A 24,223-nucleotide genomic window follows, 5' to 3' on the forward strand; every position below is an offset into this window, starting at 1 on the left:
GGTGGTCAGGGCGGGTCATTCGATGGCCTGGCAGAAGGACTCGGGCGTGACGATGCCGAACAGCGGCCGGACGAGCCGGTGGCGATTGAGCCTGAGCAGCAGCTTGTCCCGGCTCAGCAGGCGGCTGGCGCCGGCGTCACGGGCGATCTCGAGGAATTTCTGATCGTCTGGATCGCGACACGGCGGCAGTATCGGCATGGTCGCGGGTTCGTCGCGAATCTGAACGCAACGCAGACGGTACGCGTCCAGAATGTCCGACTGTCTGCCAGCATCGATCGCGAACTGGCGATAGGCGAGCACGCGGCGGAGTTCTTCCAGCGCGTCCACCCGCGTGGCCAGTTCCAGGTGGCCGGTGTCGATCATCCGGCGTAGTCCCAACAGCGCCGGGTCCTCGAAGTGCCACAGGGCCAGCACCGTGTTGGTGTCGAGGACCAGCCGGGTCGGTAAGTCGGGGCGCATCGTCAGGGATCGGACGGCGACAAAAAAGGGGCTTGCGCCCCTTTGGTCGACCAGCCGGTTTCAGGCCGTCTTCTGCCGGTCCGCGCGCATCTTCACGAACGCGCCCGGCGCATCCTCCAGCGCCTTCAGCTTGCCCTTGGCCGGATCGCGGGCATCGACCTGGTCGGGATCCTGGCTGGTCACCCAGTCCTTCCAGTCGGTCCACCAGGAGCCCCCCTGCTGCTCCGCGCCCTTGAACCATGCGTCGGCGTCGTCCGAAAGCTTGACCTGAGGGTTGATCCAGTAGCCGTACTTGTTTGCCGCCGGCGGGTTGACGATACCCGCGATGTGGCCGGATCCGCCAAGCACGAAGCGCACCGGGCCGCCGAAGTTGCGTGCGCCGATGTAGGTGCTCTTCCACGGCGCGATATGGTCCTCGATCGTCGAGATGAAATAACATGGCACCTTGATCTTGGACAGATCTATCGGCGTGCCGTCGATCTCGATGCCGCCGGGTTCGACCAGCTTGTTCTGCATGTACATGTTGCGCAGATAGAAGCTGTGCATCGTCGCCGGCATGCGGGTCGAGTCCGAGTTCCAGTACAGCAGGTCGAACGGGAACGGATCCTTGCCCATCAGGTAGTTGTTGACGACGAAGGACCAGATCAGGTCGTTGGCGCGCATCATGTTGAAGGTCGTGGCCATTTCCGAACCTTCCAGGTAGCCGCGCTCGGCCATCTTCTTCTCGAGGCTGGAGACCTGTTGTTCGTCGATGAACACACCCAGTTCGCCCGGCTCGGAAAAGTCAGTCATCGTGGTGAAGAAAGTCGCCGACGCGATCCGCTTCTGACGCTTGGAGGCGAGATAGGCCAGCGTCGTGGCCAGCAGCGTGCCGCCCAGGCAGTAGCCGACCGCGTTCACTTCCTTCTCGCCGGTCTGCTTTTCGATCGCGTTCAATGCCGCTATCACGCCGTCGAGCAGGTAGGCGTCGAAGCTCTTCTCGGCCAGTTGCTCGTCCGGGTTCACCCACGAGATCACGAACACCGTGTGGCCCTGGTCCACGCACCACTTGATGTAGGAATTCTTCTCGCGCAGATCGAGGATGTAGAACTTGTTGATCCATGGCGGCACGATCAGCAGCGGGCGCTTCAGCACCGTGTCGGTGCTGGGCGTGTATTGCAGCAACTGCATCATCTCGGTCTGGAACACGACCTTGCCCGGCGTGGTCGCGACGTTCTTGCCGAGTTCGAAGGCGCTGGTGTCGGTCATCTTGACCCGAAGCTGTCCTCCGCCGTCTTCCATGTCGCGCAGCAGGTTGTTCAGGCCCTTGATCAGGTTCTGGCCCTGGCACTTCAGCGTTTCGCGGAAGACTTCCGGGTTGGTGGCGGCGAAGTTGGACGGTGACAGCGCGTCGATGTATTGACGGGTGAAGAAATTGACCTTGTTCTGGGTCGATTCCTCCAGGCCATCGACGCCGCTCACGGTGTCATGCACATGCCGTGCCGCGATCAGGTAGGACTGCTTGATGAAGTCGAACAGGAAGTGCTCTTCCCATTGCTCGTCCTTGAAGCGCTTGTCGCTCTTGTCCGGCGAGGCCACCGGCTGGGTGTGCATGCCCATGACCCGCAGCATCGAGTGTTGCCACAGCGAGAAATAATCCCACACCAGGTTCATCTGCGACTGCGCGAGCTTGTACGGATTCGACAGCAGCTTGGCCATCATGTCCATGAAGGCCTGCGCGATGCCGAGTTCGTCGCTGGGGGTGGATACCCCCTTCTTGAGCTGGCGCTGCACATGTTCGCTGATCAGGGACGATGCGCGCTGGGCGACTTCCGCGTAGGTCTTGGCGATCTCCTTCGGGTCGGGCAGTTCGCAGGATGCGTTGTCGGGGGTGGATGCAGCCATGGTTTTCTACTCCTATTCTTTCAGACGGTTCGTTCGAATCGGATCATGCCGTCGCTACTCGCCAGTCTGCGCACCAATTTTCGGTTGGCAAGATAATTGAGGTGCGCGACCGCCTCTCCCATCGCGAACATGACCTGATGCGTGTCGAGTTCGCGCGCGAACAGGGTCGAAAGCAGTTCTCCGGCACTTCGCGGGCCGCGCATCGCGCCGAGCAGCGCATCGCAGCGTTCGCGGTGATGCGCCTCCAGTTGCTCGATGCGCGTCCTCACGCCTCGGAATGGTCGACCGTGAGATGGTAGCACGAGCGTGTTGTCCGGCAAGTGTTTGATGCGCTGCAGCGATTCCAGAAACCAGCCCAGCGGATCATCGTTGGGCGTCGCAGCAAAGACGCTGATGTTGGTCGATATCCTCGGCAACAGCATATCTCCGGAGATTAGTAGGCCCAGGTGCTCGCAGTACAGGCTCGCATGCTCGGGCGAATGGCCATAGCCGACGATCACCCGCCACTCGTTGCCGTCGATGTGCAGCAGATCGCCGTCGAACATGCGGTGATAGGCGCTCGGCAATACGGGTACGCCACGCCGGTAGGCATTGCCTCGCGTTTCCAGCGCCGCGAGCCGTTCCGCGTCCAGGCCATGCCTGCCGTAGTGCGCGACCATGTCGCCCACCGAATAGCCGGGCAACTGGTGCCACATCGCATGGGCGCCGAGAAACTCCGCCTGAGTCATGAATACCGGCGCGTGGTCGCGGGCCGCCAGCCATGCGGCGAGACCGACATGGTCCGGGTGGCAGTGGGTGACCACCACGCCCGACACGCTGCGACCGTCCGTCTCGAGGATCTGCTGCCAGTGCGCCTTGGCCTCGTCCAGGCCGAAGCCGCAGTCGACCGGGACGACGGCCGCGTCATCGTCGAGCAGCCACAGATTGATGTGATCGAGCGCATACGGCAGCGGCATGCGGATCCACCGGATGCCGGGCTGTACCGTCAGCGTTTCGCCGCCGGCCGGGATCTGTTCGATGGGATACTCGAGTTCGACGGACTGGATCACTGATACCCTCCTGTGTTTCGGGATCACGCCGGCAATTGATCGACGGGCGCAAATCTGATTAACTCCGACCGACTTGCAGTGCCGGACGACGACCGTTCGCAATCCGATGCCACAGCGATCGGTGGCTGGCAGTGGCGCCACGCTCGGTTCCGCTCTCGAGTTTATACCAGCGCGAAGCGTGCCCGTCCCGAGCGTTTGTCAACCGCGTCTGTCGGTGCTGGAATCGCGGCAGGCGTGATGCAGCATCGACAAGACGCACACTACAGGGGAAAGACGATGCGACCCGAGCTGCCGATCTACCAGCCCAAGGATCCGGGCTACGCCGAGCGCGTGCGGGCGAGTTTTGGCATGCAGCACGCGATGACACTGATCGGTGCGGAACTGGCGGTGGTCGAACCCGGTTATGTCGAGATCCATCTTCTGCATCGTCCCGATCTGACGCAGCAGCACGGTTTCATCCATGGGGGGATCGTCGGCATGATCGCCGACTCGGCGGCCGGTTATGCGGCCAACACGCTGACGCCGGCCGACACCAGCGTGCTGACGGTGGAATACAAGATGAATCTGGTGGCCCCGGCCGATGGCCAGCGCCTGGTGGCGCGCGGCGAGGTGATCAAGCCGGGGCGCACGCTGATCGTGACCAAGGCGGAAGTGTTCGCCATTCGGGACGAGAAGTGGACCTTGTGCGCGATGATGCAGCAGACCATCATGGCGATGCACGGCCGGAAGGAGCGTGGGGATTGATGCGCGCCGCTGCGTTCCGGCTCGCACCCACCCCTCAACTTGAACAGGAGAACTGACGTGGCGACATCCTTGCGCGCTCTCACTGCTGCCGATACGGTCGAAATCGGGCATGTACGCCAGTTCTTCCGCAACTATGCCGCCTGGCTGGGCGTGGACCTGAGCTTTCAGGGTTTTGCGGACGAGGTGGCGAACCTGCCCGGCGCCTACGGCCAAGCCGATGGGCGCCTGTTCTTCGCCGAGGTCGATGGCCGGCCTGCCGGCTGCGTCGGCATCCGCCGTTTCTCCGAAGGCGTGTGCGAGATGAAGCGGCTCTACGTGGACCCGGACATGCGCGGTCGCGGCCTGGGGCGGCAACTGGCGCTGGAGGCGATCAAGACCGCACAGGTGCTCGGTTATCGCCGCATCCTGCTCGACACCCTGCCGGCGATGCGGATCGCGATGAAGCTGTATCGCGAGCTCGGCTTCACCGAGACGCCGGCCTACTACCCGTCGCCGATCGAGGGCACGATGTTCCTGACCCTCGATCTGTCGAAATGGTCCGAGGACCAGGTCGGCAACGAGAAGCTTCTGCATCTGTTCGACTACAACCGGTCGTGGTCGCGGCAGATGCAGCAGATCGACCCCGGTTTCTTCGACAAGCTGTCCCACCTGCAGAGCCCGGAATACCTGTGGATAGGCTGTTCCGATTCGCGCGTACCGGCCAACCAGATCGTCGGTCTGTTGCCGGGCGAGGTCTTCGTGCATCGCAACGTCGCCAACGTGGTGGTCCATACCGACCTGAACTGTCTGGCGGTCGTGCAGTACGCGGTGGACGTGCTGCAGGTGAAGCACATCATGGTCGTCGGACATTATGGCTGCGGCGGCGTGAAAGCCGCGCTGGACCGTGCCCGGGTCGGTCTGGTCGATCTGTGGTTGCGCCACGTGCAGGACGTGCATGTGCGCCATGTCAAGGTCGTCGACGCGCTGCCGCCCGAGTTGCGCTACGACCGCCTTTGCGAGCTCAACGTCATCGAACAGGTGGCCAACGTGGCCCAGACCGTCGTCGTGCAGGACGCCTGGCAACGCGGCCAGCACCTGACCGTCCATGGCTGGATCTACGGACTGAAGAATGGTCTGATCCGGGATCTCGGCATGAATGTGAGTCGCAGCGAAGAACTCATGCCGCATTATGTAGCGGCGCTCGAAGCGCTCGGGAGCTGAGCGCGACGCGTCAGCGGATAAAAGGGCCGTTCGGCCTTTCCGTCCCAGGAGGCTGTCGGACTTGAGGCTGATCTACTGCGCCGGTGGGAGAATCGGTCCATATCTGCCCGATTTTTGCGTTGCATAGAACCACTATGCGCCTCAAAATCAACCAGATCTGTCTTCGCTTTCCCACCCGGCTCGTGACGATCGCTCAAGTCCGACAGCCTCCTAGGCCGGTGCTTCGGTCTTCGCGCCCTGTGCCATCGCCCCGGACCTGAACACGCCCGGCGTCACGCCGACCCATTCGCGGAACGCGCGCGCGAAGCTCTTGTCGCTATCGAACCCGACCGCAGCGGCGATCTGCTTCATCGGCTTGCGCGTGTGCAGCAGCAGCCTGATGGCCTGTTCGCGGCGGGCTTCGTTCTTCAGTCGCTGCAGCGACACGCCTTCGTCCTTGAGCTGGCGGTGCAGCGTGCGGACCGACAGGTTGAGTTGCGGGGCGAGTTCCTCCGCGGTGTGGGCGGCGGCCGGGTCGGCGGCGAGGAGCTGGCGGACGCTGTGCACCAGCAGGCGGTCGCGGCGGTACTGGAGCACGGTGAGCGGCAATGCGCGTTGCAGCATGGTCTGCAGCGCGCGCTCGTCGCGCCGCACTGGCAGGGCGAGGTAGCGGGCGTCGAAGCCGAAGCCGGCGGCGTCGGCAGCGAAACGCAGCGGACCGGGGAACAGATAGCGGTACGCGTCGGCGTGGGGCGGCGCGGCGAACGGGAAGGTCGTCTCGGCCAGCGCGATGCGCGAGTCGATCAGCCAGCTGGCGTAGCCGAGCAGGTAGCGCAGGCTGCTGACGAGGCAGAACTCGCGCAGCTCACCCAGGTCGCAGGCTTCGGTGATGCGTATCGTGGCCATGCCGCGCTGTTGATCGAGGCCGAGCGAGATGTCCTCGGTGAGCAGGCGGTGGTGGCGGCACCAGCGCTTCAGTGCCACCTCCAGCGTCGGCGAACCCAGCGATGCGCGGCACAGCATGCCGTAGCTGCCCCAGGGCAGGCGGCGCGAGAACCAGCCCAGGGCCTCGTCGTCGAGTTCCTGCATCGCGGTACCGGACATCACCTCCATCTGCGCCGCGGTGACCCGCGCGTCGGGGTTATCCAGCAGCCTGGCGGGGATCTGCGCCTGCTGCAGCGCACTGGCCGGATCCATGCCCAGGCGCGCGTATCCGACGACGATCGCATGGATGAACGCGATCGGTGTAGCGGCGCGACCGCGCGTCAGTTCGGCTGGCGAGGGGGCGAGGATCTTCATCAACAGCAATGCTAGACATCGTGGCACGATTTGCAACCCCAATGGCACTCGTCGCTCATCGCTTCCGGCTAATCTCCGTACATCCTTGGGCGGCGGCCGTCCATAATGGGTTCATGCGCGCCGCCCTCGCGTCAAGACAACCCGGAGAAGGAGACCTCTACATGAACGTTCCGAGCCTGAACCTGAACCTCGGTGAAGACATCGACGCCCTGCGCGACAGCGTGCGGGATTTCGCGCAGAACGAGATCGCCCCGCGTGCCGAGGCGATCGATCGCGAGAACGAATTCCCGGCCGACCTGTGGAGGAAGTTCGGGGACATGGGGCTGCTCGGCATGACCGCGGAAGAGGAGTATGGCGGCACCGGCATGGGCTATCTCGCCCATATCGTCGCGATGGAGGAGATCTCGCGTGCGTCCGCATCGGTCGGGCTGTCCTATGGCGCGCACTCCAACCTGTGCGTGAACCAGATCAGGCGCAACGGCAACGCCGCGCAGAAGCAGAAATATCTGCCCAAGCTGATCTCGGGCGAACATGTCGGCGCGCTGGCGATGTCCGAGCCGAATGCCGGATCCGACGTGGTGTCGATGAAGCTGCGCGCCGACCGCAAGGGCGATCGCTATGTGCTGAACGGCGCGAAGATGTGGATCACCAACGGTGGCGACGCCGACACGCTGGTCGTCTATGCCAAGACCGACGTCGAGGCCGGGCCGCGCGGCGTGACCGCCTTCCTGGTCGAGAAGGGCATGGAGGGCTTCAGTTGCGGCACCCACCTAGACAAGCTGGGCATGCGCGGTTCGAACACCTATCCGCTGTTTTTCGACGACTGCGAGGTGCCCGAGGAGAACGTGCTCGGCGAGATCGGCGGCGGCGTCAAGGTGCTGATGAGCGGGCTGGACTACGAGCGGGCGGTGCTGTGCGGTGGTCCGCTGGGCATCATGGCGGCCTGCATGGACGTGGTCGTGCCCTACCTGCACGACCGCAAGCAGTTCGGCCAGAGCATCGGCGAATTCCAGCTGATGCAGGGCAAGGTGGCCGACATGTACACCATCTGGTCTGCGTCGCGCGCCTATGTGTACGCGGTCGGTCAGGCCTGCGACCGCATGGATCACAGCCGAGCGCTGCGCAAGGATGCGGCCGCCGCGATCCTGTATTCGGCCGAGAAGGCGACCTGGATGGCCGGCGAGGCGATCCAGACCCTGGGCGGCAACGGCTACATCAACGAATACCCGACCGGTCGCCTGTGGCGCGATGCGAAGCTGTACGAGATCGGAGCCGGCACCTCCGAGATCCGGCGCATGCTGATCGGCCGCGAGCTGTTCGCCGAAACCGCCTGACCCCGATCCCCGACGCGTGCGCGGCCCGGCCGCGCCGTACCGACGGGTGGGGGGCTGCGACCGCATGAGCTTTCAGCGACCGCCCCCTCGCTTCGTCGATCAACCCGAGCATAAGGAGTGATTCCATGAGTGACCCGATTGTCATCGTATCTGCCGCCCGTACCCCGATGGGAGGCTTCCAGGGCGATTTCGCCAGCGTGACCGCGCCGCAACTCGGTGCGGTCGCGATCCGGGCCGCGGTCGAGCGCGCGGGCATCAAGCCCGAGCAGGTCGAGGAGGTGATCTTCGGCAACGTGCTGCAGGCCGGCGTCGGCCAGGCACCGGCCCGCCAGGCGTCGCTGGGTGCGGGGCTGCCGCTGTCGGCCGGCTGCACCACGGTGCACAAGGTCTGTGGGTCCGGCATGAAGGCGACGATGCTCGCGCGCGACCTGCTCGTCGCCGGCAGCAACGACATCATGGTGTCGGGCGGCATGGAGTCCATGTCGAACGCGCCCTATTTGCTGCCCAAGGCGCGTGGCGGTTATCGCCTCGGCCATGGCCAGTTGCTCGATCACATGTTCTTCGACGGACTGGAAGACGCGTATCAGAAGGGCCGGCTGATGGGGACCTTCGCGGAGGAATGCGCCGACAGCTACGGGTTCACGCGGGCGGCGCAGGACGAATTCGCGATCGCCTCCACGCAGCGCGCGCAAAAGGCGATCCAGGACGGCTCGTTCGCGTGGGAGGTGGCTCCGGTCACCGTGGCCGGACGCAAGGGCGATGTCGTGGTGGACAAGGACGAGCAGCCGCTGAAGGCGCAGCTTGACAAGATCGGCGGCCTGAAGGCGGCCTTCCGCAAGGACGGGACCGTCACCGCCGCCAACTCCAGTTCGATCTCGGACGGCGCCGCCGCCCTGGTGCTGATGCGCCGGTCGACTGCCGATGCGCTCGGACTCACGCCGCTGGCGACCATCGTCGGCCATGCGACCCACGCGCAGGAACCCAACCTGTTCACCACCGCACCTGTCGGCGCGATCCGCAAGGTGCTCGGCCAGGTCGGCTGGACCGCGGAGCAGGTAGACCTGTGGGAGATCAACGAAGCTTTCGCGGTAGTCACGATGGCCGCGATGCACGACCTGAAGCTGCCGCATGACAAGGTGAACGTACATGGTGGCGCCTGTGCGCTGGGTCATCCGATCGGCGCATCCGGTGCGCGCATCATCGTCACGCTGCTCGGCGCGCTGCGTCAGTACGGACTGAAGCGCGGCGTCGCCAGCCTGTGCATAGGCGGTGGCGAGGCGACCGCGCTCGCGGTGGAGATGGTCTGAGCGCTGACCGGTAAAACCAGGTAACAACGGAGACGACGCATGATTCTCACCGAAGAGCAGGAAATGATCCGCGACGCGATGCGCGCGTTCGCGCAGGAGCGGCTCGCGCCGTTCGCGGCCGACTGGGATCGCAACCACACCTTTCCGCGTGAAGCACTGACCGAACTCGCGGGCCTCGGCGCGATGGGCATGGTGGTTCCCGAGGAGTGGGGCGGTGCCGGCATGGACTACATGAGCCTGGTGCTCGCGCTCGAGGAGATCGCCGCAGGAGATGGCGCGACCTCGACCATCGTCAGCGTGCAGAACTCGCTGCCGTGCGGAATCATCAACCGCTTCGGTTCGGATGCACAGAAGGACCGCTGGCTGCGTCGTCTCGCGAGCGGCGAGGCACTGGGCTGCTTTTGCCTGACCGAACCGCATGTCGGCTCGGACGCATCGGCGATCCGCACGTCGGCCGTGCGGGACGGCGACCAGTGGGTGCTGAACGGCGTGAAGCAGTTCATCACTACCGGCAAGTACGCCGATGTCGCGATCGTGTTCGCGGTCACCGACAAGGCGGCGGGCAAGAAAGGGATCTCGTGCTTCCTGGTGCCGGCCGATTCGCCGGGTTACCAGGTCGGACGGATCGAGGAGAAGATGGGGCAGAAGGCCTCGGACACCACCCAGATCCTGTTCGAGGACTGCCGGGTGCCGGCCGATGCGCTGGTCGGCGAAGCGGGCCAGGGCTACAAGATCGCATTGTCCAACCTCGAAGCCGGTCGCATCGGGATCGCCGCGCAGTGTCTGGGCATGGCCCGTGCAGCGCTCGAGGCCGCGATCAAGTATGCGCACGAGCGCGAGAGCTTCGGCAAGCCGATCTTCGAGCATCAGGCGGTGAACTTCCGTCTGGCCGACATGGCCACCCAGCTCGAGGCGGCGCGCCAGCTGGTGTGGCACGCGGCCAGCCTGAAGGACGCGGGACGCCCGTGCCTGAAGGAGGCGTCGATGGCCAAGCTGTTCGCGTCCGAGATGGCCGAGCGGGTGTGCTCGGACGCGATCCAGGTGCATGGGGGGTACGGCTACGTCAGCGATTTCCCGGTCGAGCGGATCTACCGCGACGTGCGGGTCTGCCAGATCTACGAGGGCGCCAGCGACATCCAGCGGCTCGTGATCGGACGCTCGCTGGCGGGCTGACAAGCTTTTCAGATCCTGCGGCAATTGCGTCGACCGGGCTCCTTGCCTCCCTCTCCACCCGGTCGTGCGCCGCAGGATCTCTTTACACCCTGGCCGGAGTCGTCACGATGACCGCAGCAATCGACTTCTATTTCGATTTCTCTTCGCCCTTTGGCTATTTCATGGCCGAGAAGATCGACGAGGTGGCCGCCCGTCATGGCCGCGACGTGCACTGGCGCCCCTATCTGCTGGGCGCGGTGTACAAGAAGCTGGGCGAGCAACCGCTGCCTTCCCGACCGATAAAGGGGCCTTACTCGGTTCATGACTTTGCGCGTACCGGTCGATTTCTGGGCCTGAAGTCGCGGATTCCGGACAATTTTCCGGTCGGCACGCAGCATGCCGCGCGTGCGTTCTACTGGTTGTCGGACCAGGATCCGGTGCTTGCGCGGCGCTTCGCGCTGGCGACCTTCCGGGCCTATTTCGTGGATGGCCGCGACATCTCGCAGCCGGAAGTCGTTTGCGACATCGCGGTCGATCTGGGCGTCGATCGGGCTGCGCTGCAGCGTGCATTGGTCGATGATGCGGTCAAGGCCCGGCTGCGCGCGGCCTGCGACGAGGCGCTCGAGCGCGGCGTGTTCGGGTCGCCCTACGTCATCATCGACGGCGAGCCGTTCTGGGGTGTGGATCGCCTGCCGCAGATCGAGCGCTGGCTGGCCGAGGGCGGTTTCTGATTCATCGAACATGGGACACGAATGCCGTCATCGAAGACCGGCCGTGCACGATCAGGTGAGGAGACATGAGTACAATCAAATCGAACATCAATACGCGCAGTCCCGAGTTCCACAGCAATGCCGAAGCGCTGCGCAAGGTGGTCGCGGACCTGCGTGACAAGGCGGCGGCGGTGTCGCTGGGCGGCGGCGAGGCGGCGTGCGCGAAGCATGTCGCGCGTGGCAAGCTGCTGCCGCGCGACCGGGTCAATCACCTGCTCGACCCCGGGACGCCCTTCCTCGAGGTCGGCCAGCTCGCCGCGCTCGGCATGTATGGCGACGAGGCGCCCTCGGCCGGCGTGATCACCGGCATTGGCCGGGTGAAGGGGCTGGAATGCATGATCGTCGCCAACGATGCGACGGTGAAGGGTGGCAGCTATTTCCCGATGACGGTCAAGAAGCATCTGCGCGCGCAGGAGATCGCGCAGATGAACAATCTGCCCTGCATCTATCTGGTGGACTCCGGCGGCGCCAACCTGCCGACCCAGGACGAGGTTTTTCCGGACCGCGATCATTTCGGCCGCATCTTCTTCAACCAGGCCAACATGAGCGCGCTCGGCATTCCGCAGATCGCGGTGGTGATGGGTTCATGCACCGCCGGCGGCGCCTATGTACCGGCGATGAGCGACGAGGCGATCATCGTGAAGAACCAGGGCACGATCTTCCTCGGCGGCCCGCCGCTGGTGAAGGCCGCCACCGGCGAAGTGGTGACCGCGGAGGACCTGGGCGGCGGCGACGTGCACACCCGGCTGTCGGGCGTGGCCGACCACCTCGCCGAGAGCGACACCCATGCGCTGTACCTCGCGCGCCGCATCGTCGGCAACCTGAATCGCACCAAGCCGATGAACATGGTCCTGGGCGCCGGTGAGGAGCCGCTGTACGACCCGGAGGAGATCTACGGCGTCATCCCCACCGACACGCGCAAGCCGTACGACGTGCGCGAGGTCATCGCGCGGGTCGTCGATGGATCGCGCTTCGACGAGTTCAAGGCCCGCTACGGCACGACGCTGGTCACCGGCTTCGCGCAGCTCCATGGCTATCCGGTCGGCATCGTCGCGAACAACGGCATCCTGTTCGGCGAATCGGCGCAGAAGGGCGCGCATTTCATCGAGCTGTGCGCGCAGCGCGGCATCCCGTTGGTGTTCCTGCAGAACATCACCGGTTTCATGGTCGGGCGCAAGTACGAGAACGGCGGCATCGCCAAGGACGGCGCGAAGATGGTGACCGCGGTCGCGACCGCGCAGGTGCCCAAGATCACGATGCTGATCGGCGGCAGTTTCGGCGCCGGCAACTACGGCATGTGCGGCCGCGCCTACAGCCCGCGCTTCCTGTGGATGTGGCCGAACGCGCGCATCTCGGTGATGGGGGGCGAGCAGGCGGCAAGCGTGCTCGCCACCGTGCGTCGCGACGGCATCGAGGCCCGGGGCGGCGCATGGAGCAAGGAAGACGAGGAAGCCTTCAAGGCGCCTATCCGGGACCAGTACGAATTGCAGGGACATCCGTATTACGCGACCGCGCGGATGTGGGACGACGGTGTCGTCGACCCGGCGCAGACGCGCCGCACGCTGGGCCTGAGCCTGTCGGCCGCGCTGAATGCGCCGATTCCGCAGACCCGGTTCGGGGTGTTCAGGATGTGATGTAGGGCGATGCCGGAACCGGCATCGCGCCGATACGAGGAGACCGGAAACAATGTACCAAACACTCGAAATCGAATTGAAGCAGGGCGTGGCCAACGTCTGGATGAACCGGCCGGATGTGCATAACGCCTTCAATGCGCAGCTGATCGTGGATCTGACCGAGGCGTGCAACGAGCTGGACGCCGACGACGCGGTGCGGTTGGTGGTGCTGGGCGGGCGGGGCAAAAGCTTCTCGGCCGGGGCCGACCTCAACTGGATGAAAGCGGCGGGCGAGGCGAGCGAGGCCGAAAACTTCGGCGACGCGATGCGGCTGGCCGGCATGCTGCGCACGCTGGCCGAGATGAATAAGCCGACCATCGCGCGGGTTCAGGGTGCGGCCCTCGGCGGCGGTACCGGGCTGGCGAGTGCCTGCGACATCTGCGTCGCGAGCGAGAGGGCCGTGTTCGCGACGTCGGAGGTCAAGTTCGGCATCATTCCGTCGGCGATCAGCCCCTACGTGATCCGCGCAATCGGCGAGCGTCAGGCCTACCGCTATTTCCTGAGCGCCGAGCGCATCGGCGCACAACGTGCGTTCGAGATCGGCCTCGCCCATGAAGTGGTCGCTGCCGACCAACTCGACGCCAAGGTCGCCGAGATCGTTGGCGCGCTGCTGCAAGGGGGGCCGCTGTCCCAGGCCGCCGCCAAGGACCTGATCCGCGGCGTGGCCAACCGCCCGATCGACGACGCCGTGGTCGAGGACACCGCCCGGCGCATCTCGCAGCTGCGCGTGACGCCGGAAGCGCGGGAAGGCCTGGACGCCTTTCTGAGCAAGCGCCCAGCGGCGTGGGTGCCGACGGAATGAATCAGCAGGTTCCTCCCCCTTCGAGGGGGAGGACAGGAGGGGGATGGGTTTGGTGCGAGCGCTGCGAAGTCCACCCATCCCCACCCCAGCCCTCCCCTTGAAGGGGAGGGAGCGAACCGATCACTTCGCTGAGCTTCGGCTCACGGAAAACGAGGCTGGAGACATATGATGTTCGAGAAGATACTGATCGCAATCCGCGGCGACCAGCCGCTTGGCGGCGCAGCGACGCAGTCACATCGCCAAGGGTGCGCAGCACGCCAGGCGAATTCGCCGCGAAATCGGGCCGTTGGTGCGTGGAGGTGACCCATGTTTGAGAAGATCCTCATTGCAAACCGCGGCGAAATCGCCTGCAGGGTGATCAAGACCGCGCACCGCATGGGTGTCAAGACCGTGGCGGTGTACTCCGAGGCGGATGCGAATGCGCGCCATGTGCGCATGGCCGACGAGGCGGTGCTGATTGGTCCGGCGCCGGCGCGCGAGAGCTACCTCGTCATCGACCGGATCATCGACGCCGCGAAGCAGACCGGTGCGCAGGCGGTCCACCCGGGCTATGGCTTCCTGTCCGAGAACGAGGACTTCTGCGAAGCCTGCGAGCGCGCGGGCATCGTGTTCATCGGGCCGCCGGTGTCGGCGATCCGGGCGATGGGCTCCAAGTCTGAGGCCAAGAAGCTGATGGGGGCGGCCGGCGTGCCGCTGACCCCGGGCTATCACGGCGACGACCAGACCCCGGCGCTACTCAAGGCGGAGGCCGACGGCATCGGCTACCCGGTGCTGATCAAGGCCGCGGCCGGCGGCGGCGGCAAGGGCATGCGCCTGGTGGAGCGGGCCGAGGACTTCCTCGACGCGCTTGCGTCATGCAAGCGCGAGGCCGCGTCCTCGTTCGGCGACGAGCATGTGCTGGTCGAGAAATACCTGACCCGTCCGCGCCATATCGAGATCCAGGTGTTCGGCGACACATACGGCAACGTCGTGTATCTGTTCGAGCGCGACTGCTCGGTGCAGCGCCGCCACCAAAAGGTGCTCGAGGAGGCGCCCGCGCCCGGCATGACGCCCGAACGCCGCGCCGCGATGGGCCAGGCGGCGGTCGATGCGGCCAAGGCGGTCGGCTATGTCGGTGCAGGTACGGTGGAGTTCATCGCCAATCAGGACGGCAGCTTCTACTTCATGGAGATGAACACGCGGCTGCAGGTCGAGCACCCGGTCACCGAGATGATCACCGGGCTCGACCTGGTCGAGTGGCAGCTGCGGGTCGCGTCCGGAGAAAAACTGCCGCTCGCGCAGGAACAGCTGCAGTTGCGCGGCCATGCGCTCGAGGCGCGGATCTATGCCGAGGACCCGGTCAGGGGCTTTTTGCCCTCGACCGGCCGGCTGCTGCACCTGGCCCCGCCCGAGGAGGGCCTGCACGTGCGGGTCGATACCGGGGTCGAGGAGGGCGACGAGATCAGCCCGCACTATGATCCGATGATCGCCAAGCTGATCGTGTGGGACGTCAACCGGGATCGCGCGCTGGCGCGCATGTTGCAGGCGCTGGCCGATTACCGCGTGGTCGGCGTGTCCAACAACATCGAGTTCCTGTCGCGCCTGACCGCCTGCCCGGCCTTCGCCGGAGCGGATCTGGATACCGGCCTGATCGAGCGCGAGAAAGACTACTTGTTTCCGGAGCAGACCGAGATCATGGCCGAGGTGTGGCAGGTCGCCGCGCTGGCCGAACTGCTGCGCGAGTCCGCCCGAGCGGCGGAATCGGCCCGGCGCCACGCCGATCCGCTGTCGCCGTGGCATGCGCGCGACGGCTGGCGCATGAATGCGACCGCGCACCGCGATCTGGTCTTCAGGGCGGGCGACACGCAGAAGAGCGTGAGCGTCGCGTATCGGGGCGAGACCTATACGCTGACCGTGGACGGCCGCCCGGTCGAGGCCCGCGGCGAGCTCAATACGCGCGGCCTGCTGCGGGTCGAGATCGACGGCATGCGTATGGACGCGACCGTCATCGCGGCCGCCGAGAAGCGCCATGTGTTCATCCATGGCCGGGCCTGGCAACTTTCCAACGTCGATCCGCTGCATCACGCGGGCGAGGGCGGCGGTGCGGAGGGCGGAATGCTCGCGCCGATGCCGGGCAAGGTCATCGCACTGGTCGCGACCGAGGGTCAGCGGGTCGACAAGGGCGCGCCGTTGCTGATCCTCGAAGCGATGAAGATGGAGCACACGATCACCGCGCCTTCGGCCGGCACGGTCAAGGCCTTCCGTTTCGCCGTCGGTGACCAGGTCGGCGACGGGGCCGAACTGGTCGACTTCGAGGCCGCCGAAACCGCGGCAGCATGAGGAGCGTGGGATGAGCCTTCCCCAGTCAGTCAGAATCGTAGATGTCGGCCCGCGCGATGGCTTGCAGAACGAAAAGCAGCTGGTCGGCGCCGACGTCAAGGTCGAGCTGGTTCGCCGCCTCGCGGATGCCGGCCTGCGCACGATCGAGGTCACGTCCTTCGTGTCGCCGAAATGGGTGCCGCAGATGGGCGACAACACGGAGGTGTTGCAGCGCGTGCTCGGTGCCCGCGCTGACGTCGCCATCGACTACCCGGTGCTCACGCCCAATCTGAAGGGCTTCGAGGCCGCGCTCGCGGCCGGCGCACGGGAGGTTGCTGTATTCGGTGCCGCATCCGAATCGTTCAGCCAGAAGAACATCAACTGCTCGATCGCCGAATCGCTCGCACGCTTCCGACCAGTCACCGAAGCCGCGCGCGCGGCGAACGTGAAGGTGCGCGGCTACATCTCGTGCGTGGTCGGCTGTCCTTACGAGGGTGCGGTCGCGCCGCAGAAGGTGGCCGACGTGGCCGCAACCCTGCTCGACATGGGGTGCTACGAGATCTCGCTCGGCGACACCATCGGGGTCGGCACGCCGGCTAAGGTGCAGCGCATGCTCGACGCGGTGATGGCGCGCGTGCCGGCCGAGCGCCTCGCCGGACACTATCACGACACCTACGGCATGGCGGTCGCGAACGTGTTCGCATCGCTGCAGATGGGGGTGGCGGTGTTCGATGCGTCGGTGGCGGGCCTCGGGGGCTGTCCCTATGCCGCCGGCGCGTCCGGCAATGTCGCCACCGAGGACGTGGTGTGGCTGCTCGACGGACTCGGCATTCAGACCGGCATCGACCTCGATCGACTGGTGGATACGGCCGCGTGGATCAGTGGCGAACTCGGACGCGAACCCGCTTCGAGGGTCGCGCGCGCGGTGCTGGCGAAACGGGCGCCGAGGGGCGCGGCTTTGAGCTGTAAGCCTTAAGCTGTAAGCTGAAAATTATGAGGCGGGGGAACCGATCGGGTCTGCATGGCTCTATCGATCGATTTCAGCCCATCGTTCAACAACCATCATCACGCTTTGCTTCAAGCTTAAAGCTTACGGCTTAAAGCTTAAAGCTCCAAAAAAAATGTCCATCCCTTCCCCCTGCATCAACATCTGCCGCATGAACGCGGATACCGGCTACTGTGAAGGCTGTTTCCGCACGCTCGACGAGATTGCCGGCTGGAGCGCCTACGATCACGAGACCCGCCTGTGGATACTCGAAGCGGTCGAGGCGCGTCGCGTCGACATCCATGGCGTTTCTGCCGGTGCCACGGCCGGAGCGCGTACATGAGCGATCCCCTGTGTGTCGGCGTGTGCATGATCGACTGGGATTCGGGCGTCTGTCTCGGCTGCGGGCGCACGCCTGAGGAGATCGACGGCGTGCCGGTCGCACCGGTGAAGCATGACACCAAGCCGAGCGCGCCGCCGCTGCCGCCCAATGTCGCGGCGCAGGTCGGCGAAGGCACGGAATGACGGCGCGGCTGCCGGACAGCATACGGGTCATCGAGCGCGGCTGGCTGTCCTCCAACAGCATCCTGCTGTTCGACGGCGGTGACGCGACCGTCATCGACAGCGGTTATCGCACCCGCAGCGACCAGACCGTCGCGCTGGTGCGCGAAGCGCTGGGCGGGCGCAGATTCGCGCGGCTGATCAACACCCATTCGCACTCGGATCACATCGGCGGCAACGCCGCGTTGCAGCGCGCCTTCGGTTGCAGCATCGCGGTTCCGCTCGGCATGGCCGACATGATCGCCAACTGGGACGAGGATGCGCTGATGCTGACGATCGCGGAGCAGGTCGGTGAGCGGTTCAGTGCCGACGACCTGGTCTCGCCTGGCGACTGTGTCGACATGGGCGGCTTCACATGGCAGGCGATCGAGGCGCCGGGTCACGACATGGATGCGCTCGTCTTCTACAATTCCGACCGGCGTGTGCTGATCTCGGGTGACGCGTTGTGGCGGGACGGATTCGGCATCCTGTTCGCCGACGTGCTCGGCACCGGCGACGGCGTCGGCGAGGCGCGTCGCACGCTCGAGGCGATCGCGCGCCTGCCGCTGGATATCGTGATTCCGGGGCACGGCGGGGCCTTCACCGACGTGGACGACGCACTCGCGCGGGCCTTCGGCCGTTTGCGTGCGTTCGAGGAGGATGGCGCGCGCATGGCGCGAAACGCGATCCGCGCCTGCTTCACATTCTCGCTGCTGGACGTGCGCGCGATGCCGCTCGACGGACTGGCGGAACATCTCGATACCGTTCCACTCTATCATGAGGCGAACCGGCGCTTTCTCGGACTTTCCCCGGACGCACTGGCACAATGGCTGGTCGCCGAGCTGATCCGCGCTGGCGTCGCCCGGCGCGAGGGCGCGCTTCTGGTCGCGGCTTGAAGGGCGTGGCCGCGTGGATCGGTCGCACTGAGCCTGTTCGCTCGCCAGGACTTTGGCGATAATCCCGATTCATCACCCGTTGCGGAGCAAGGTCTCATGCAGTTTGTCCTGATCAGTGGCTTGTCGGGTTCCGGCAAGAGTATCGCGCTGAACGTGCTCGAGGACGCGGGTTACTACGTGGTCGACAATCTGCCGGCGACGCTGCTGCCGCAGCTGATCACGCATCTTCGCGGCAGCGGCTACAAGCGGATCGCGGTGGCGGTCGACGTGCGCTCCGGTGTGAGCATCGCTGCGCTGCCGCAGCAGGTCGAGACGCTGCGCGGCATGGTCGAGGATCTGCGCCTGCTGTTCCTGAATGCGCGTGACGATGCCTTGATCGCACGGTTTTCCGAGACGCGCCGCCGTCATCCGCTGGCCAGCGAGACGGTGTCGCTGGCGGAGGCCATCCATATCGAACGCGACGCGCTGGCGTCGATCGCCGAACTCGGGCACAACATCGACACCAGCGACCTGCATCCGAACACGCTGCGCGGCTGGGTCAAGGACTTCCTGCACGTGGCCGCGGCCGAAGGACTGACATTGATGTTCCAGTCCTTCGGATTCAAGTACGGCATTCCGCTGGATGCCGACATCGTGTTTGATGTGCGCTGTCTGCCCAATCCGCACTACGACCCGCGGCTGCGGCCCCTGACCGGCAGCGACCAGCCGGTGATCGACTTCCTGAAGCGGATTCCCGAGGTCGGGCGCATGTCGGAGGACATACGCCGCTTCATCGCGACCTGGCTGCCGACCTATGCCCGCGACAATCGCAGCTATCTGACGGTCGCGATCGGATGCACGGGCGGGCAGCATCGATCGGTGTACATCGCGGAATGGCTGGCCGAACGCTTTCGCGACAATGCGCGCGTGCTGCTGCGGCATCGATCCGCGTCGCGGCGCAAGGCCGATCGCGAAGCGATTGAATCGTCCGTCTGATGCTGCGTGGCGGGCTGCGGTCCTGGCTGGCGCTGGTCCGGCCGGGCGACGTTCTGACACTGGTGGTCGCAATCACGGTGTGTCTTTCGTCGGTGCTGATGCTGTGGCGCGGCGGCGCGCCGGACAAGGCCATCGTGCGGGCCGGCGGCCTGGTGTTCGCGGAGGCGGCATTGTCGCGGCCGCAGATCATCGAGGTGCCCGGCCCGCTCGGAATCACCCTGGTCGAGATCGAACCGGGTCGGGCGCGGGTCATGTCCGACCCCGGTCCGCGGCAGTATTGCGTGCGCCAAGGCTGGCTGACCCGTTCCGGCGCGGCGGCGATCTGCGCCCCGAACCAGGTCAGCCTGACGCTGGCGGGCGGCTCTTCCGACTATGACTCCCTCCACTATTGAGATCCAGCCGACGCGCGACGATGCGCGCATCGCCCGGCTGGCGGCCGCGGCGATCGTGCTGTCGGTAGCCGAGGCCGCGATCCCGCTGCCATTGCCGGGCGTGAAACCGGGGCTGGCCAACATTGTGATCCTGATCGTGCTGTTGCGCTGGGGCTGGCGGGATGCGGTGTGGGTCGCGCTGCTGCGGGTCTTCGCCGGCAGCCTGCTGCTGGGTCAGTTCTTCGCCCCGGGCTTCTTTCTGGCGCTGTCCGGGTCCGTGACCAGTCTCGCGATGCTGGGCGTGGCGATGCACCTGCCCCGGCGCTGGTTTGGTCCGGTCAGCCTGAGTATTCTGGCCGCCTTCGCGCACATCGGCGGGCAGCTGATCCTGGCGAGGCTATGGCTGGTGCCGCATGACGGCGTGTTCTACCTGGTGCCGGTGTTCGCGCTGGCCGCGACCGTGTTCGGTCTGGTCAATGGTCTGGTGGCGGCCCGTCTGCTGCGCGACATGCCCGACGGCGACGCGCCATTGCAGCGGGGTTCGTCCAGCGCGGACTGAGCCCGGCTTCTTTTGCGGGAACGGTGCTCGACTGGCAGGGTCCAGCGGAGGCCTGCACACCGAACGGAGCGTCCGCGCGATGAATGACAAGAGATGGCTGCCGTCATGGTTGATCGCCGTGGTCGCACTGTGCGCCACGTCGGTGGGCGCGTTGGACGGGGCGTCGGACGAGCGGGTGTTCGAGCTGTTGCGCGAAGGCGGAAACGTCGTGCTGGTGCGACATGCGACGACCGTCCCCGGCATCGGCGACCCGCCGGGCTTCGACCTTGCCGATTGCGCCACGCAGCGCAATCTGTCGGATGCCGGTCGGGCCGCATCCCGGCGCCTCGGCAACCGGCTCCGGGATGCGGACGTGCCGATCGCCGCGGTCCGCTCGAGCGCGTGGTGCCGCTGCTTGGAAACCGCCACGCTCGCGTTCGCGCCCGATCTCCCGGTCGAGGTCTGGGCGCCGCTGAACTCCTTCTTCGCCGGCCAGGGCGATCGCGAAAGCCAGACCCGCGCGGCCCTGGCCGCGCTTCGTGATCTTCCGCCGCAGGCCAACTGGGTGTGGGTTACCCATCAGGTGAACATCACGGCGCTGACCGGGACTTCGGTCGCGATGGGTGAAGTGCTGGTGACGCGACCGGCTGACGGCAGGCTACAGGTGCTGGCGCGCTGGCGCCCATGACGGTCTGCGGGTCGAACGGACGTCGCCAAGACCCATCCCCCTCCTGACTTCCGCCCTTGCGTGAAGGGGGAGGAACCGCGCCGACACGGGCCTCTCACTGCGGTTTTCCGGTCATGACAGAAGTCAGGGGCTATCGCACGGTCGAGCGTGTCAGACGTGGGTGTCCAGCCAGCCGAGCAGGCGATTCCAGCCGTCGGCAGCCTCCTCGGCCCGATAGCTCGGACGGTAGTCGGCGTGGAAAGCATGCGGGGCGTCCGGATAGAGCACGATGTCGCTCGGCTTGTCGGCGCGACGCAGTTCGTCGCGCATCATCTCCACGTCGGCGACCGGAATGCCCTGGTCCTGTCCGCCGTACAGGCCCAGTACCGGCGCATGCAGTTCTGCCGCGATGTCGACCGGATGCTGCGGCTGAAGGTCGGTCGGCGCGCCGTCCAGGCGGCCATACCAGGCGACGCCCGCCCTGAGCCCCGGATTGTGCGCGGCATACAGCCACGTGATGCGGCCACCCCAGCAGAATCCGGTGATCGCCAGCCGGTTCGGATCTCCGCCGTTGGCCGCCGCCCAGGCCGCGGCCGCATCGAGATCGGCCATCACCTGGGCGTCCGGCACCTTGGACACGATGCCCTGCAGGATCTCGCCGACACTTTCCATCGTCGCCGGGTCGCCCTGGCGAAAGAACAGTTGGGGCGCGAGCGCCAGATAACCCGCCTGGGCCAGGCGCCGACTGACGTCCTTGATGTATTCGTGCACGCCGAAGATCTCCTGCACCACCAGCACGACCGGCAGGTCGCCACCGCCTTCTGGCTTTGCGAAGTACACCGGCAGCGAGTCGCCGTCGACATCGATCGTGGTTTCGCCCGTCGTCAGCCCGGCAGTGTCGGTGGTGACGACCGATTGGGCCTGTACCGGCTGCACCGCCAGCGCGAAACCGGTCGCGGCAAGCGTCGCGACGAAGGCGCGACGGTCGAGTTTCGCCGCGGGCAGCAGGCTGTCGAATTCGGCGGTGGTGTTCATGGCTAGGGTCTCCTGTATTCTTGTAAGGGATTCGGGCTTAGTGTTTCGGGCGTGTATCGCACCCTGCGAATGATGCGCGCCTCTCGGCAGACTCGTGACCGTCGCCGATGTTCCCGTCGCCGCGATGTCCCGGGAGCCGATCTCAGCCCTCGGCCTTCAGTGTCTTGCGCAGACGAATGCCTTTTTTGCGCTGTTCGATCAGGATCTGCAGCTTCAACTCGAGGCCGGCCCGTTTGTCGGTATCTGCCTCGTCGTCGAGCTGCCGCTGAAGCGCCTGCTGCTGCGCCTTCATCTGCCTCAGCAGGTTCTTGAGCTTGTCGCGCTTCTCGTGCTGACGCCGACGGTCGGCCGACAGCAGGTCTCCGAGCCTGTCGATGAGTTTAGTGATCTTCATGGGGGCTGACCTCGGGGTGTGTGCGCTGTTGTCCGGATGCGGCGAGCAGCGCGGCGATCTCGTGATTCTCCAGACGCAGTGCGCGGTCGATCTCGTGGCCAAGCCTTTCGAACGGCATGAACACGACCTTGGCCATCGCCAACAGATTGCTCGCGATATCGTGTGCATAGGCATTGTCGTTCATCAGCGAAGTGGCGGTTTCGGCACTGATGCGCTTCTCCCGGATCAAGCTGTCCAGCGTGCCATTGCCGACGATGTCATGGGTCTCAAGACCGGCGCGCAGGACGTCCAGTGTCAGCGTCGGATTGGCATCCGGGTCGATGGACAATTTGTGCAGTTCGTTCAGCAACAACGCCAGATTCTGGCGGATTGCGACATATTCCCGGCGCAGGTGCGGGTTGGGCGACATCAGGAAGCGGACCAGATTCTTCTGCAAGTGCTTGAGGTCCTTCAGCGCCTCGACCAGTTGCTGGCTGGCCGCGCGCAGGATGAAGGCCTGGCGGGACTGCACTTCGTTCGTCCGGGTGCGGGCGAGAAAGTCCAGAATGCTGCCGTGCAGGGGTTTCACGCGCCGCTGATAGTAGTCGTCCACGTCGATCGACCTGACCCGCTCCGGCGGGTTGGCCAGCCCTTCGAGCGACTCGCCCTTGCGAAGGCGACCCGGGTCGATATGCAGGACCAGGGCCATGATGTCGAAGACGTTGCCGAACAAATGCCGTATCTCCTTGCGGGCGGCTTCCAGCGCGGCGTCGGGCATCTCGATCATCGAATCGTTGATGAACTGGGGACTGGAGACTTTACGCGGCTTCGGTTTCAGATATGTTTCAAGCAGCCGGACCAGTCGCTCGGTGAACGGCATCACCAGAAGGATGCCGGCCATGTTGAACAGCGAGTGGAACAGCGCGAGCTTGAGCGTGTGATCGTCTGCCGCGATGCCCAGCCAGGCGCTGCCGACCTCGACCGCCTGTTCGAACTGGCCGATGAAGAACAATGCGACGAGTCCGGTGGTGACATTGAAGATCAGATGCGCGGCCGCGAGCCGCCTGCCTTCGATGTTCGCGCTGATCGAGCCGATCAGCGCCGTGATCGTCGTGCCGACGTTGGCTCCGATCGACAGCGCGAGCGCGTTCTCGTAGGTGATCTGCTGTGCTGCGAGCGCGGTGATGATCAGCACCATGGTCGCGTGACTGGACTGCATCACCACCGTCGCGAACATGCCGATCAGGGTGAACAGCAGCAGACCCTTCAGGCCCGACACTGCGTACTCGGCGAGGTCGATGGTCTGGCCGAAGGTCTCGAACCCGGTCTTCATGTAGTGAATGCCGAGGAACAGGAAACCGAGGCCGGCCAGCACGTATCCGACGCCCTTCAGCGATTTCGAGCTGTTGAACATCAGCACGACGCCGAACACCAGCATCGGCATCGCGTATGCGGCGATGTCCACCTTCAGGCCGAAACCGGCGACCAGCCACGCACCCGTGGTCGACCCGAGGTTGGCGCCGAAGATGATGCCGATGCCCTGCGCCAGTCCGAGCAGACCGGCGCTCAGGAACGAGATCGTGATCACCGACACCAGCGAGCTCGACTGCATCAAGGTCGTGGATACGACGCCGAACAGGAAACTCTTCCACAGCCGGTCGGTGGTCCGCTGCAGCAGGCGTTCGAGGGTGCCGCCGGTGAAGGCCTTGAAGCCCTCCTCCAGAGACATCATTCCGAACAGAAAGATCGCGACGCCGGCTACGATCTCCTTGAAGTCGGCGCTGACCCAGAAGCCGTAGCTCAGCAGCAGGAACGCGGTGGCGAGCAGCAGGATTCTCGACATACGAGTGGAAAGCCTCCTTCGATGCGCTCATCTCACTGTAGGGATGTGTC

At 65.4% G+C, this 24,223-nt stretch carries 24 protein-coding genes; 17 read left to right on the plus strand and 7 right to left on the minus strand.

Features of this window, described 5'->3' with window-relative positions; all coding sequences use genetic code 11:
* Window positions 1–15: 15 nt before the first annotated feature.
* Genes ACKVEX_RS10400 through ACKVEX_RS10410 form a run of 3 tightly spaced genes read right to left on the minus strand, consistent with a single transcriptional unit; the run spans window position 16 to window position 3,392 of the window.
* On the minus strand, window positions 16–459 hold the full coding sequence (locus ACKVEX_RS10400; protein WP_473215657.1) for a PIN domain-containing protein: 444 nt from the start codon (window positions 457–459) through the stop codon (window positions 16–18).
* A 60-nt stretch (window positions 460–519) separates the two neighbouring features.
* Window positions 520–2,343: a PHA/PHB synthase family protein gene (locus ACKVEX_RS10405; protein WP_473215658.1), complete on the minus strand. Its 1,824-nt coding sequence runs from the start codon at window positions 2,341–2,343 to the stop codon at window positions 520–522.
* A gap of 20 nt (window positions 2,344–2,363) precedes the next feature.
* Window positions 2,364–3,392, minus strand: a complete 1,029-nt coding sequence (locus ACKVEX_RS10410) for an MBL fold metallo-hydrolase (RefSeq protein WP_473215659.1) — start codon at window positions 3,390–3,392, stop codon at window positions 2,364–2,366.
* Between the two features lie 276 nt (window positions 3,393–3,668).
* Here ACKVEX_RS10410 and ACKVEX_RS10415 point away from each other — a divergent pair, with 276 nt between their 5' ends.
* Both ACKVEX_RS10415 and can read left to right on the plus strand, forming a co-directional pair.
* Window positions 3,669–4,136, plus strand: coding sequence for a PaaI family thioesterase (locus ACKVEX_RS10415; RefSeq protein WP_473215660.1), 468 nt, complete (start codon window positions 3,669–3,671; stop codon window positions 4,134–4,136).
* Window positions 4,137–4,193: 57 nt separating this feature from the next.
* A complete protein-coding gene (can, locus tag ACKVEX_RS10420) occupies window positions 4,194–5,336 on the plus strand; it encodes a carbonate dehydratase (RefSeq protein WP_473215661.1) in 1,143 nt (380 codons plus the stop codon).
* A gap of 210 nt (window positions 5,337–5,546) precedes the next feature.
* Here the strand turns inward: can and ACKVEX_RS10425 are convergent, their stop codons facing one another.
* Window positions 5,547–6,614: an AraC family transcriptional regulator gene (locus tag ACKVEX_RS10425; protein ID WP_473215662.1), complete on the minus strand. Its 1,068-nt coding sequence runs from the start codon at window positions 6,612–6,614 to the stop codon at window positions 5,547–5,549.
* 161 nt (window positions 6,615–6,775) lie between these two features.
* Between ACKVEX_RS10425 and ACKVEX_RS10430 the strand changes: the two genes are divergently transcribed.
* From ACKVEX_RS10430 to ACKVEX_RS10500, 15 genes are all read left to right on the plus strand, one after another.
* A complete protein-coding gene (locus tag ACKVEX_RS10430) occupies window positions 6,776–7,948 on the plus strand; it encodes an isovaleryl-CoA dehydrogenase (protein ID WP_473215663.1) in 1,173 nt (390 codons plus the stop codon).
* A gap of 125 nt (window positions 7,949–8,073) precedes the next feature.
* On the plus strand, window positions 8,074–9,255 hold the full coding sequence (locus ACKVEX_RS10435; protein WP_473215664.1) for an acetyl-CoA C-acetyltransferase: 1,182 nt from the start codon (window positions 8,074–8,076) through the stop codon (window positions 9,253–9,255).
* A 39-nt stretch (window positions 9,256–9,294) separates the two neighbouring features.
* Window positions 9,295–10,428, plus strand: a complete 1,134-nt coding sequence (locus ACKVEX_RS10440; RefSeq protein WP_473215665.1) for an acyl-CoA dehydrogenase — start codon at window positions 9,295–9,297, stop codon at window positions 10,426–10,428.
* 107 nt (window positions 10,429–10,535) lie between these two features.
* Complete coding sequence (locus ACKVEX_RS10445) at window positions 10,536–11,138, plus strand: DsbA family protein (RefSeq protein WP_473215666.1); 603 nt, start codon at window positions 10,536–10,538, stop codon at window positions 11,136–11,138.
* 65 nt (window positions 11,139–11,203) lie between these two features.
* A complete protein-coding gene (locus ACKVEX_RS10450) occupies window positions 11,204–12,811 on the plus strand; it encodes a carboxyl transferase domain-containing protein (RefSeq protein WP_473215667.1) in 1,608 nt (535 codons plus the stop codon).
* A 52-nt stretch (window positions 12,812–12,863) separates the two neighbouring features.
* Window positions 12,864–13,652, plus strand: a complete 789-nt coding sequence (locus tag ACKVEX_RS10455) for an enoyl-CoA hydratase/isomerase family protein (protein ID WP_473215668.1) — start codon at window positions 12,864–12,866, stop codon at window positions 13,650–13,652.
* Between the two features lie 306 nt (window positions 13,653–13,958).
* Window positions 13,959–15,971: an acetyl/propionyl/methylcrotonyl-CoA carboxylase subunit alpha gene (locus tag ACKVEX_RS10460; protein ID WP_473215669.1), complete on the plus strand. Its 2,013-nt coding sequence runs from the start codon at window positions 13,959–13,961 to the stop codon at window positions 15,969–15,971.
* 10 nt (window positions 15,972–15,981) lie between these two features.
* The gene (locus ACKVEX_RS10465) at window positions 15,982–16,926 is read left to right on the plus strand and encodes a hydroxymethylglutaryl-CoA lyase (protein WP_473215670.1); all 945 of its coding nucleotides are present in this window, start codon (window positions 15,982–15,984) and stop codon (window positions 16,924–16,926) included.
* 145 nt (window positions 16,927–17,071) lie between these two features.
* On the plus strand, window positions 17,072–17,278 hold the full coding sequence (locus ACKVEX_RS10470; RefSeq protein ID WP_473215671.1) for a DUF1289 domain-containing protein: 207 nt from the start codon (window positions 17,072–17,074) through the stop codon (window positions 17,276–17,278).
* Window positions 17,275–17,460, plus strand: coding sequence for a DUF1289 domain-containing protein (locus ACKVEX_RS10475; protein ID WP_473215672.1), 186 nt, complete (start codon window positions 17,275–17,277; stop codon window positions 17,458–17,460). The genes ACKVEX_RS10470 and ACKVEX_RS10475 overlap by 4 nt, the downstream gene beginning before the upstream one ends.
* Complete coding sequence (locus tag ACKVEX_RS10480) at window positions 17,457–18,371, plus strand: MBL fold metallo-hydrolase (RefSeq protein WP_473215673.1); 915 nt, start codon at window positions 17,457–17,459, stop codon at window positions 18,369–18,371. The genes ACKVEX_RS10475 and ACKVEX_RS10480 overlap by 4 nt, the downstream gene beginning before the upstream one ends.
* A 96-nt stretch (window positions 18,372–18,467) precedes the next feature.
* Window positions 18,468–19,346, plus strand: a complete 879-nt coding sequence (gene rapZ / locus ACKVEX_RS10485) for an RNase adapter RapZ (protein WP_473215674.1) — start codon at window positions 18,468–18,470, stop codon at window positions 19,344–19,346.
* Window positions 19,346–19,738 (plus strand): NusG domain II-containing protein, encoded by a 393-nt coding sequence (locus ACKVEX_RS10490; protein ID WP_473215675.1) that lies wholly within the window; start codon window positions 19,346–19,348, stop codon window positions 19,736–19,738. The genes rapZ and ACKVEX_RS10490 overlap by 1 nt, the downstream gene beginning before the upstream one ends.
* On the plus strand, window positions 19,719–20,276 hold the full coding sequence (locus ACKVEX_RS10495; protein WP_473215676.1) for a Gx transporter family protein: 558 nt from the start codon (window positions 19,719–19,721) through the stop codon (window positions 20,274–20,276). The genes ACKVEX_RS10490 and ACKVEX_RS10495 overlap by 20 nt, the downstream gene beginning before the upstream one ends.
* 79 nt (window positions 20,277–20,355) lie before the next feature.
* Entirely contained in the window at window positions 20,356–20,943 is a 588-nt protein-coding gene (locus ACKVEX_RS10500) for a histidine phosphatase family protein (RefSeq protein WP_473215677.1), read from the plus strand.
* Between the two features lie 150 nt (window positions 20,944–21,093).
* On the opposite strand, the gene ACKVEX_RS10505 is transcribed toward ACKVEX_RS10500, so the two are convergent.
* The 3 genes from ACKVEX_RS10505 to ACKVEX_RS10515 form a co-directional block, all read right to left on the minus strand.
* Window positions 21,094–21,957, minus strand: coding sequence for a dienelactone hydrolase family protein (locus ACKVEX_RS10505; protein WP_473215678.1), 864 nt, complete (start codon window positions 21,955–21,957; stop codon window positions 21,094–21,096).
* 142 nt (window positions 21,958–22,099) lie between these two features.
* On the minus strand, window positions 22,100–22,351 hold the full coding sequence (locus ACKVEX_RS10510; RefSeq protein WP_473215679.1) for a hypothetical protein: 252 nt from the start codon (window positions 22,349–22,351) through the stop codon (window positions 22,100–22,102).
* A complete protein-coding gene (locus ACKVEX_RS10515) occupies window positions 22,338–24,173 on the minus strand; it encodes a Na/Pi cotransporter family protein (RefSeq protein ID WP_473215680.1) in 1,836 nt (611 codons plus the stop codon). The genes ACKVEX_RS10510 and ACKVEX_RS10515 overlap by 14 nt, the downstream gene beginning before the upstream one ends.
* Window positions 24,174–24,223: the final 50 nt, after the last annotated feature.

It is taken from the genome of Denitraticella aggregata, from assembly GCF_048158365.1.
Lineage (GTDB): Bacteria > Pseudomonadota > Gammaproteobacteria > Burkholderiales > Rhodocyclaceae > Azoarcus_F.

Bases quoted from the DNA above. Each gene is read 5' to 3' on its own strand.
- ACKVEX_RS10400 (WP_473215657.1), bottom strand. From the start codon at position 459: ATGCGCCCCGACTTACCGACCCGGCTGGTCCTCGACACCAACACGGTG.
- ACKVEX_RS10405 (WP_473215658.1), bottom strand. From the start codon at position 2,343: ATGGCTGCATCCACCCCCGACAACGCATCCTGCGAACTGCCCGACCCG.
- ACKVEX_RS10415 (WP_473215660.1), top strand. From the start codon at position 3,669: ATGCGACCCGAGCTGCCGATCTACCAGCCCAAGGATCCGGGCTACGCC.
- ACKVEX_RS10425 (WP_473215662.1), bottom strand. From the start codon at position 6,614: ATGAAGATCCTCGCCCCCTCGCCAGCCGAACTGACGCGCGGTCGCGCC.
- ACKVEX_RS10430 (WP_473215663.1), top strand. From the start codon at position 6,776: ATGAACGTTCCGAGCCTGAACCTGAACCTCGGTGAAGACATCGACGCC.
- ACKVEX_RS10435 (WP_473215664.1), top strand. From the start codon at position 8,074: ATGAGTGACCCGATTGTCATCGTATCTGCCGCCCGTACCCCGATGGGA.
- ACKVEX_RS10440 (WP_473215665.1), top strand. From the start codon at position 9,295: ATGATTCTCACCGAAGAGCAGGAAATGATCCGCGACGCGATGCGCGCG.
- ACKVEX_RS10445 (WP_473215666.1), top strand. From the start codon at position 10,536: ATGACCGCAGCAATCGACTTCTATTTCGATTTCTCTTCGCCCTTTGGC.
- ACKVEX_RS10450 (WP_473215667.1), top strand. From the start codon at position 11,204: ATGAGTACAATCAAATCGAACATCAATACGCGCAGTCCCGAGTTCCAC.
- ACKVEX_RS10455 (WP_473215668.1), top strand. From the start codon at position 12,864: ATGTACCAAACACTCGAAATCGAATTGAAGCAGGGCGTGGCCAACGTC.
- ACKVEX_RS10460 (WP_473215669.1), top strand. From the start codon at position 13,959: ATGTTTGAGAAGATCCTCATTGCAAACCGCGGCGAAATCGCCTGCAGG.
- ACKVEX_RS10465 (WP_473215670.1), top strand. From the start codon at position 15,982: ATGAGCCTTCCCCAGTCAGTCAGAATCGTAGATGTCGGCCCGCGCGAT.
- ACKVEX_RS10470 (WP_473215671.1), top strand. From the start codon at position 17,072: ATGTCCATCCCTTCCCCCTGCATCAACATCTGCCGCATGAACGCGGAT.
- ACKVEX_RS10475 (WP_473215672.1), top strand. From the start codon at position 17,275: ATGAGCGATCCCCTGTGTGTCGGCGTGTGCATGATCGACTGGGATTCG.
- ACKVEX_RS10480 (WP_473215673.1), top strand. From the start codon at position 17,457: ATGACGGCGCGGCTGCCGGACAGCATACGGGTCATCGAGCGCGGCTGG.
- rapZ (WP_473215674.1), top strand. From the start codon at position 18,468: ATGCAGTTTGTCCTGATCAGTGGCTTGTCGGGTTCCGGCAAGAGTATC.
- ACKVEX_RS10490 (WP_473215675.1), top strand. From the start codon at position 19,346: ATGCTGCGTGGCGGGCTGCGGTCCTGGCTGGCGCTGGTCCGGCCGGGC.
- ACKVEX_RS10495 (WP_473215676.1), top strand. From the start codon at position 19,719: ATGACTCCCTCCACTATTGAGATCCAGCCGACGCGCGACGATGCGCGC.
- ACKVEX_RS10500 (WP_473215677.1), top strand. From the start codon at position 20,356: ATGAATGACAAGAGATGGCTGCCGTCATGGTTGATCGCCGTGGTCGCA.
- ACKVEX_RS10505 (WP_473215678.1), bottom strand. From the start codon at position 21,957: ATGAACACCACCGCCGAATTCGACAGCCTGCTGCCCGCGGCGAAACTC.
- ACKVEX_RS10510 (WP_473215679.1), bottom strand. From the start codon at position 22,351: ATGAAGATCACTAAACTCATCGACAGGCTCGGAGACCTGCTGTCGGCC.
- ACKVEX_RS10515 (WP_473215680.1), bottom strand. From the start codon at position 24,173: ATGTCGAGAATCCTGCTGCTCGCCACCGCGTTCCTGCTGCTGAGCTAC.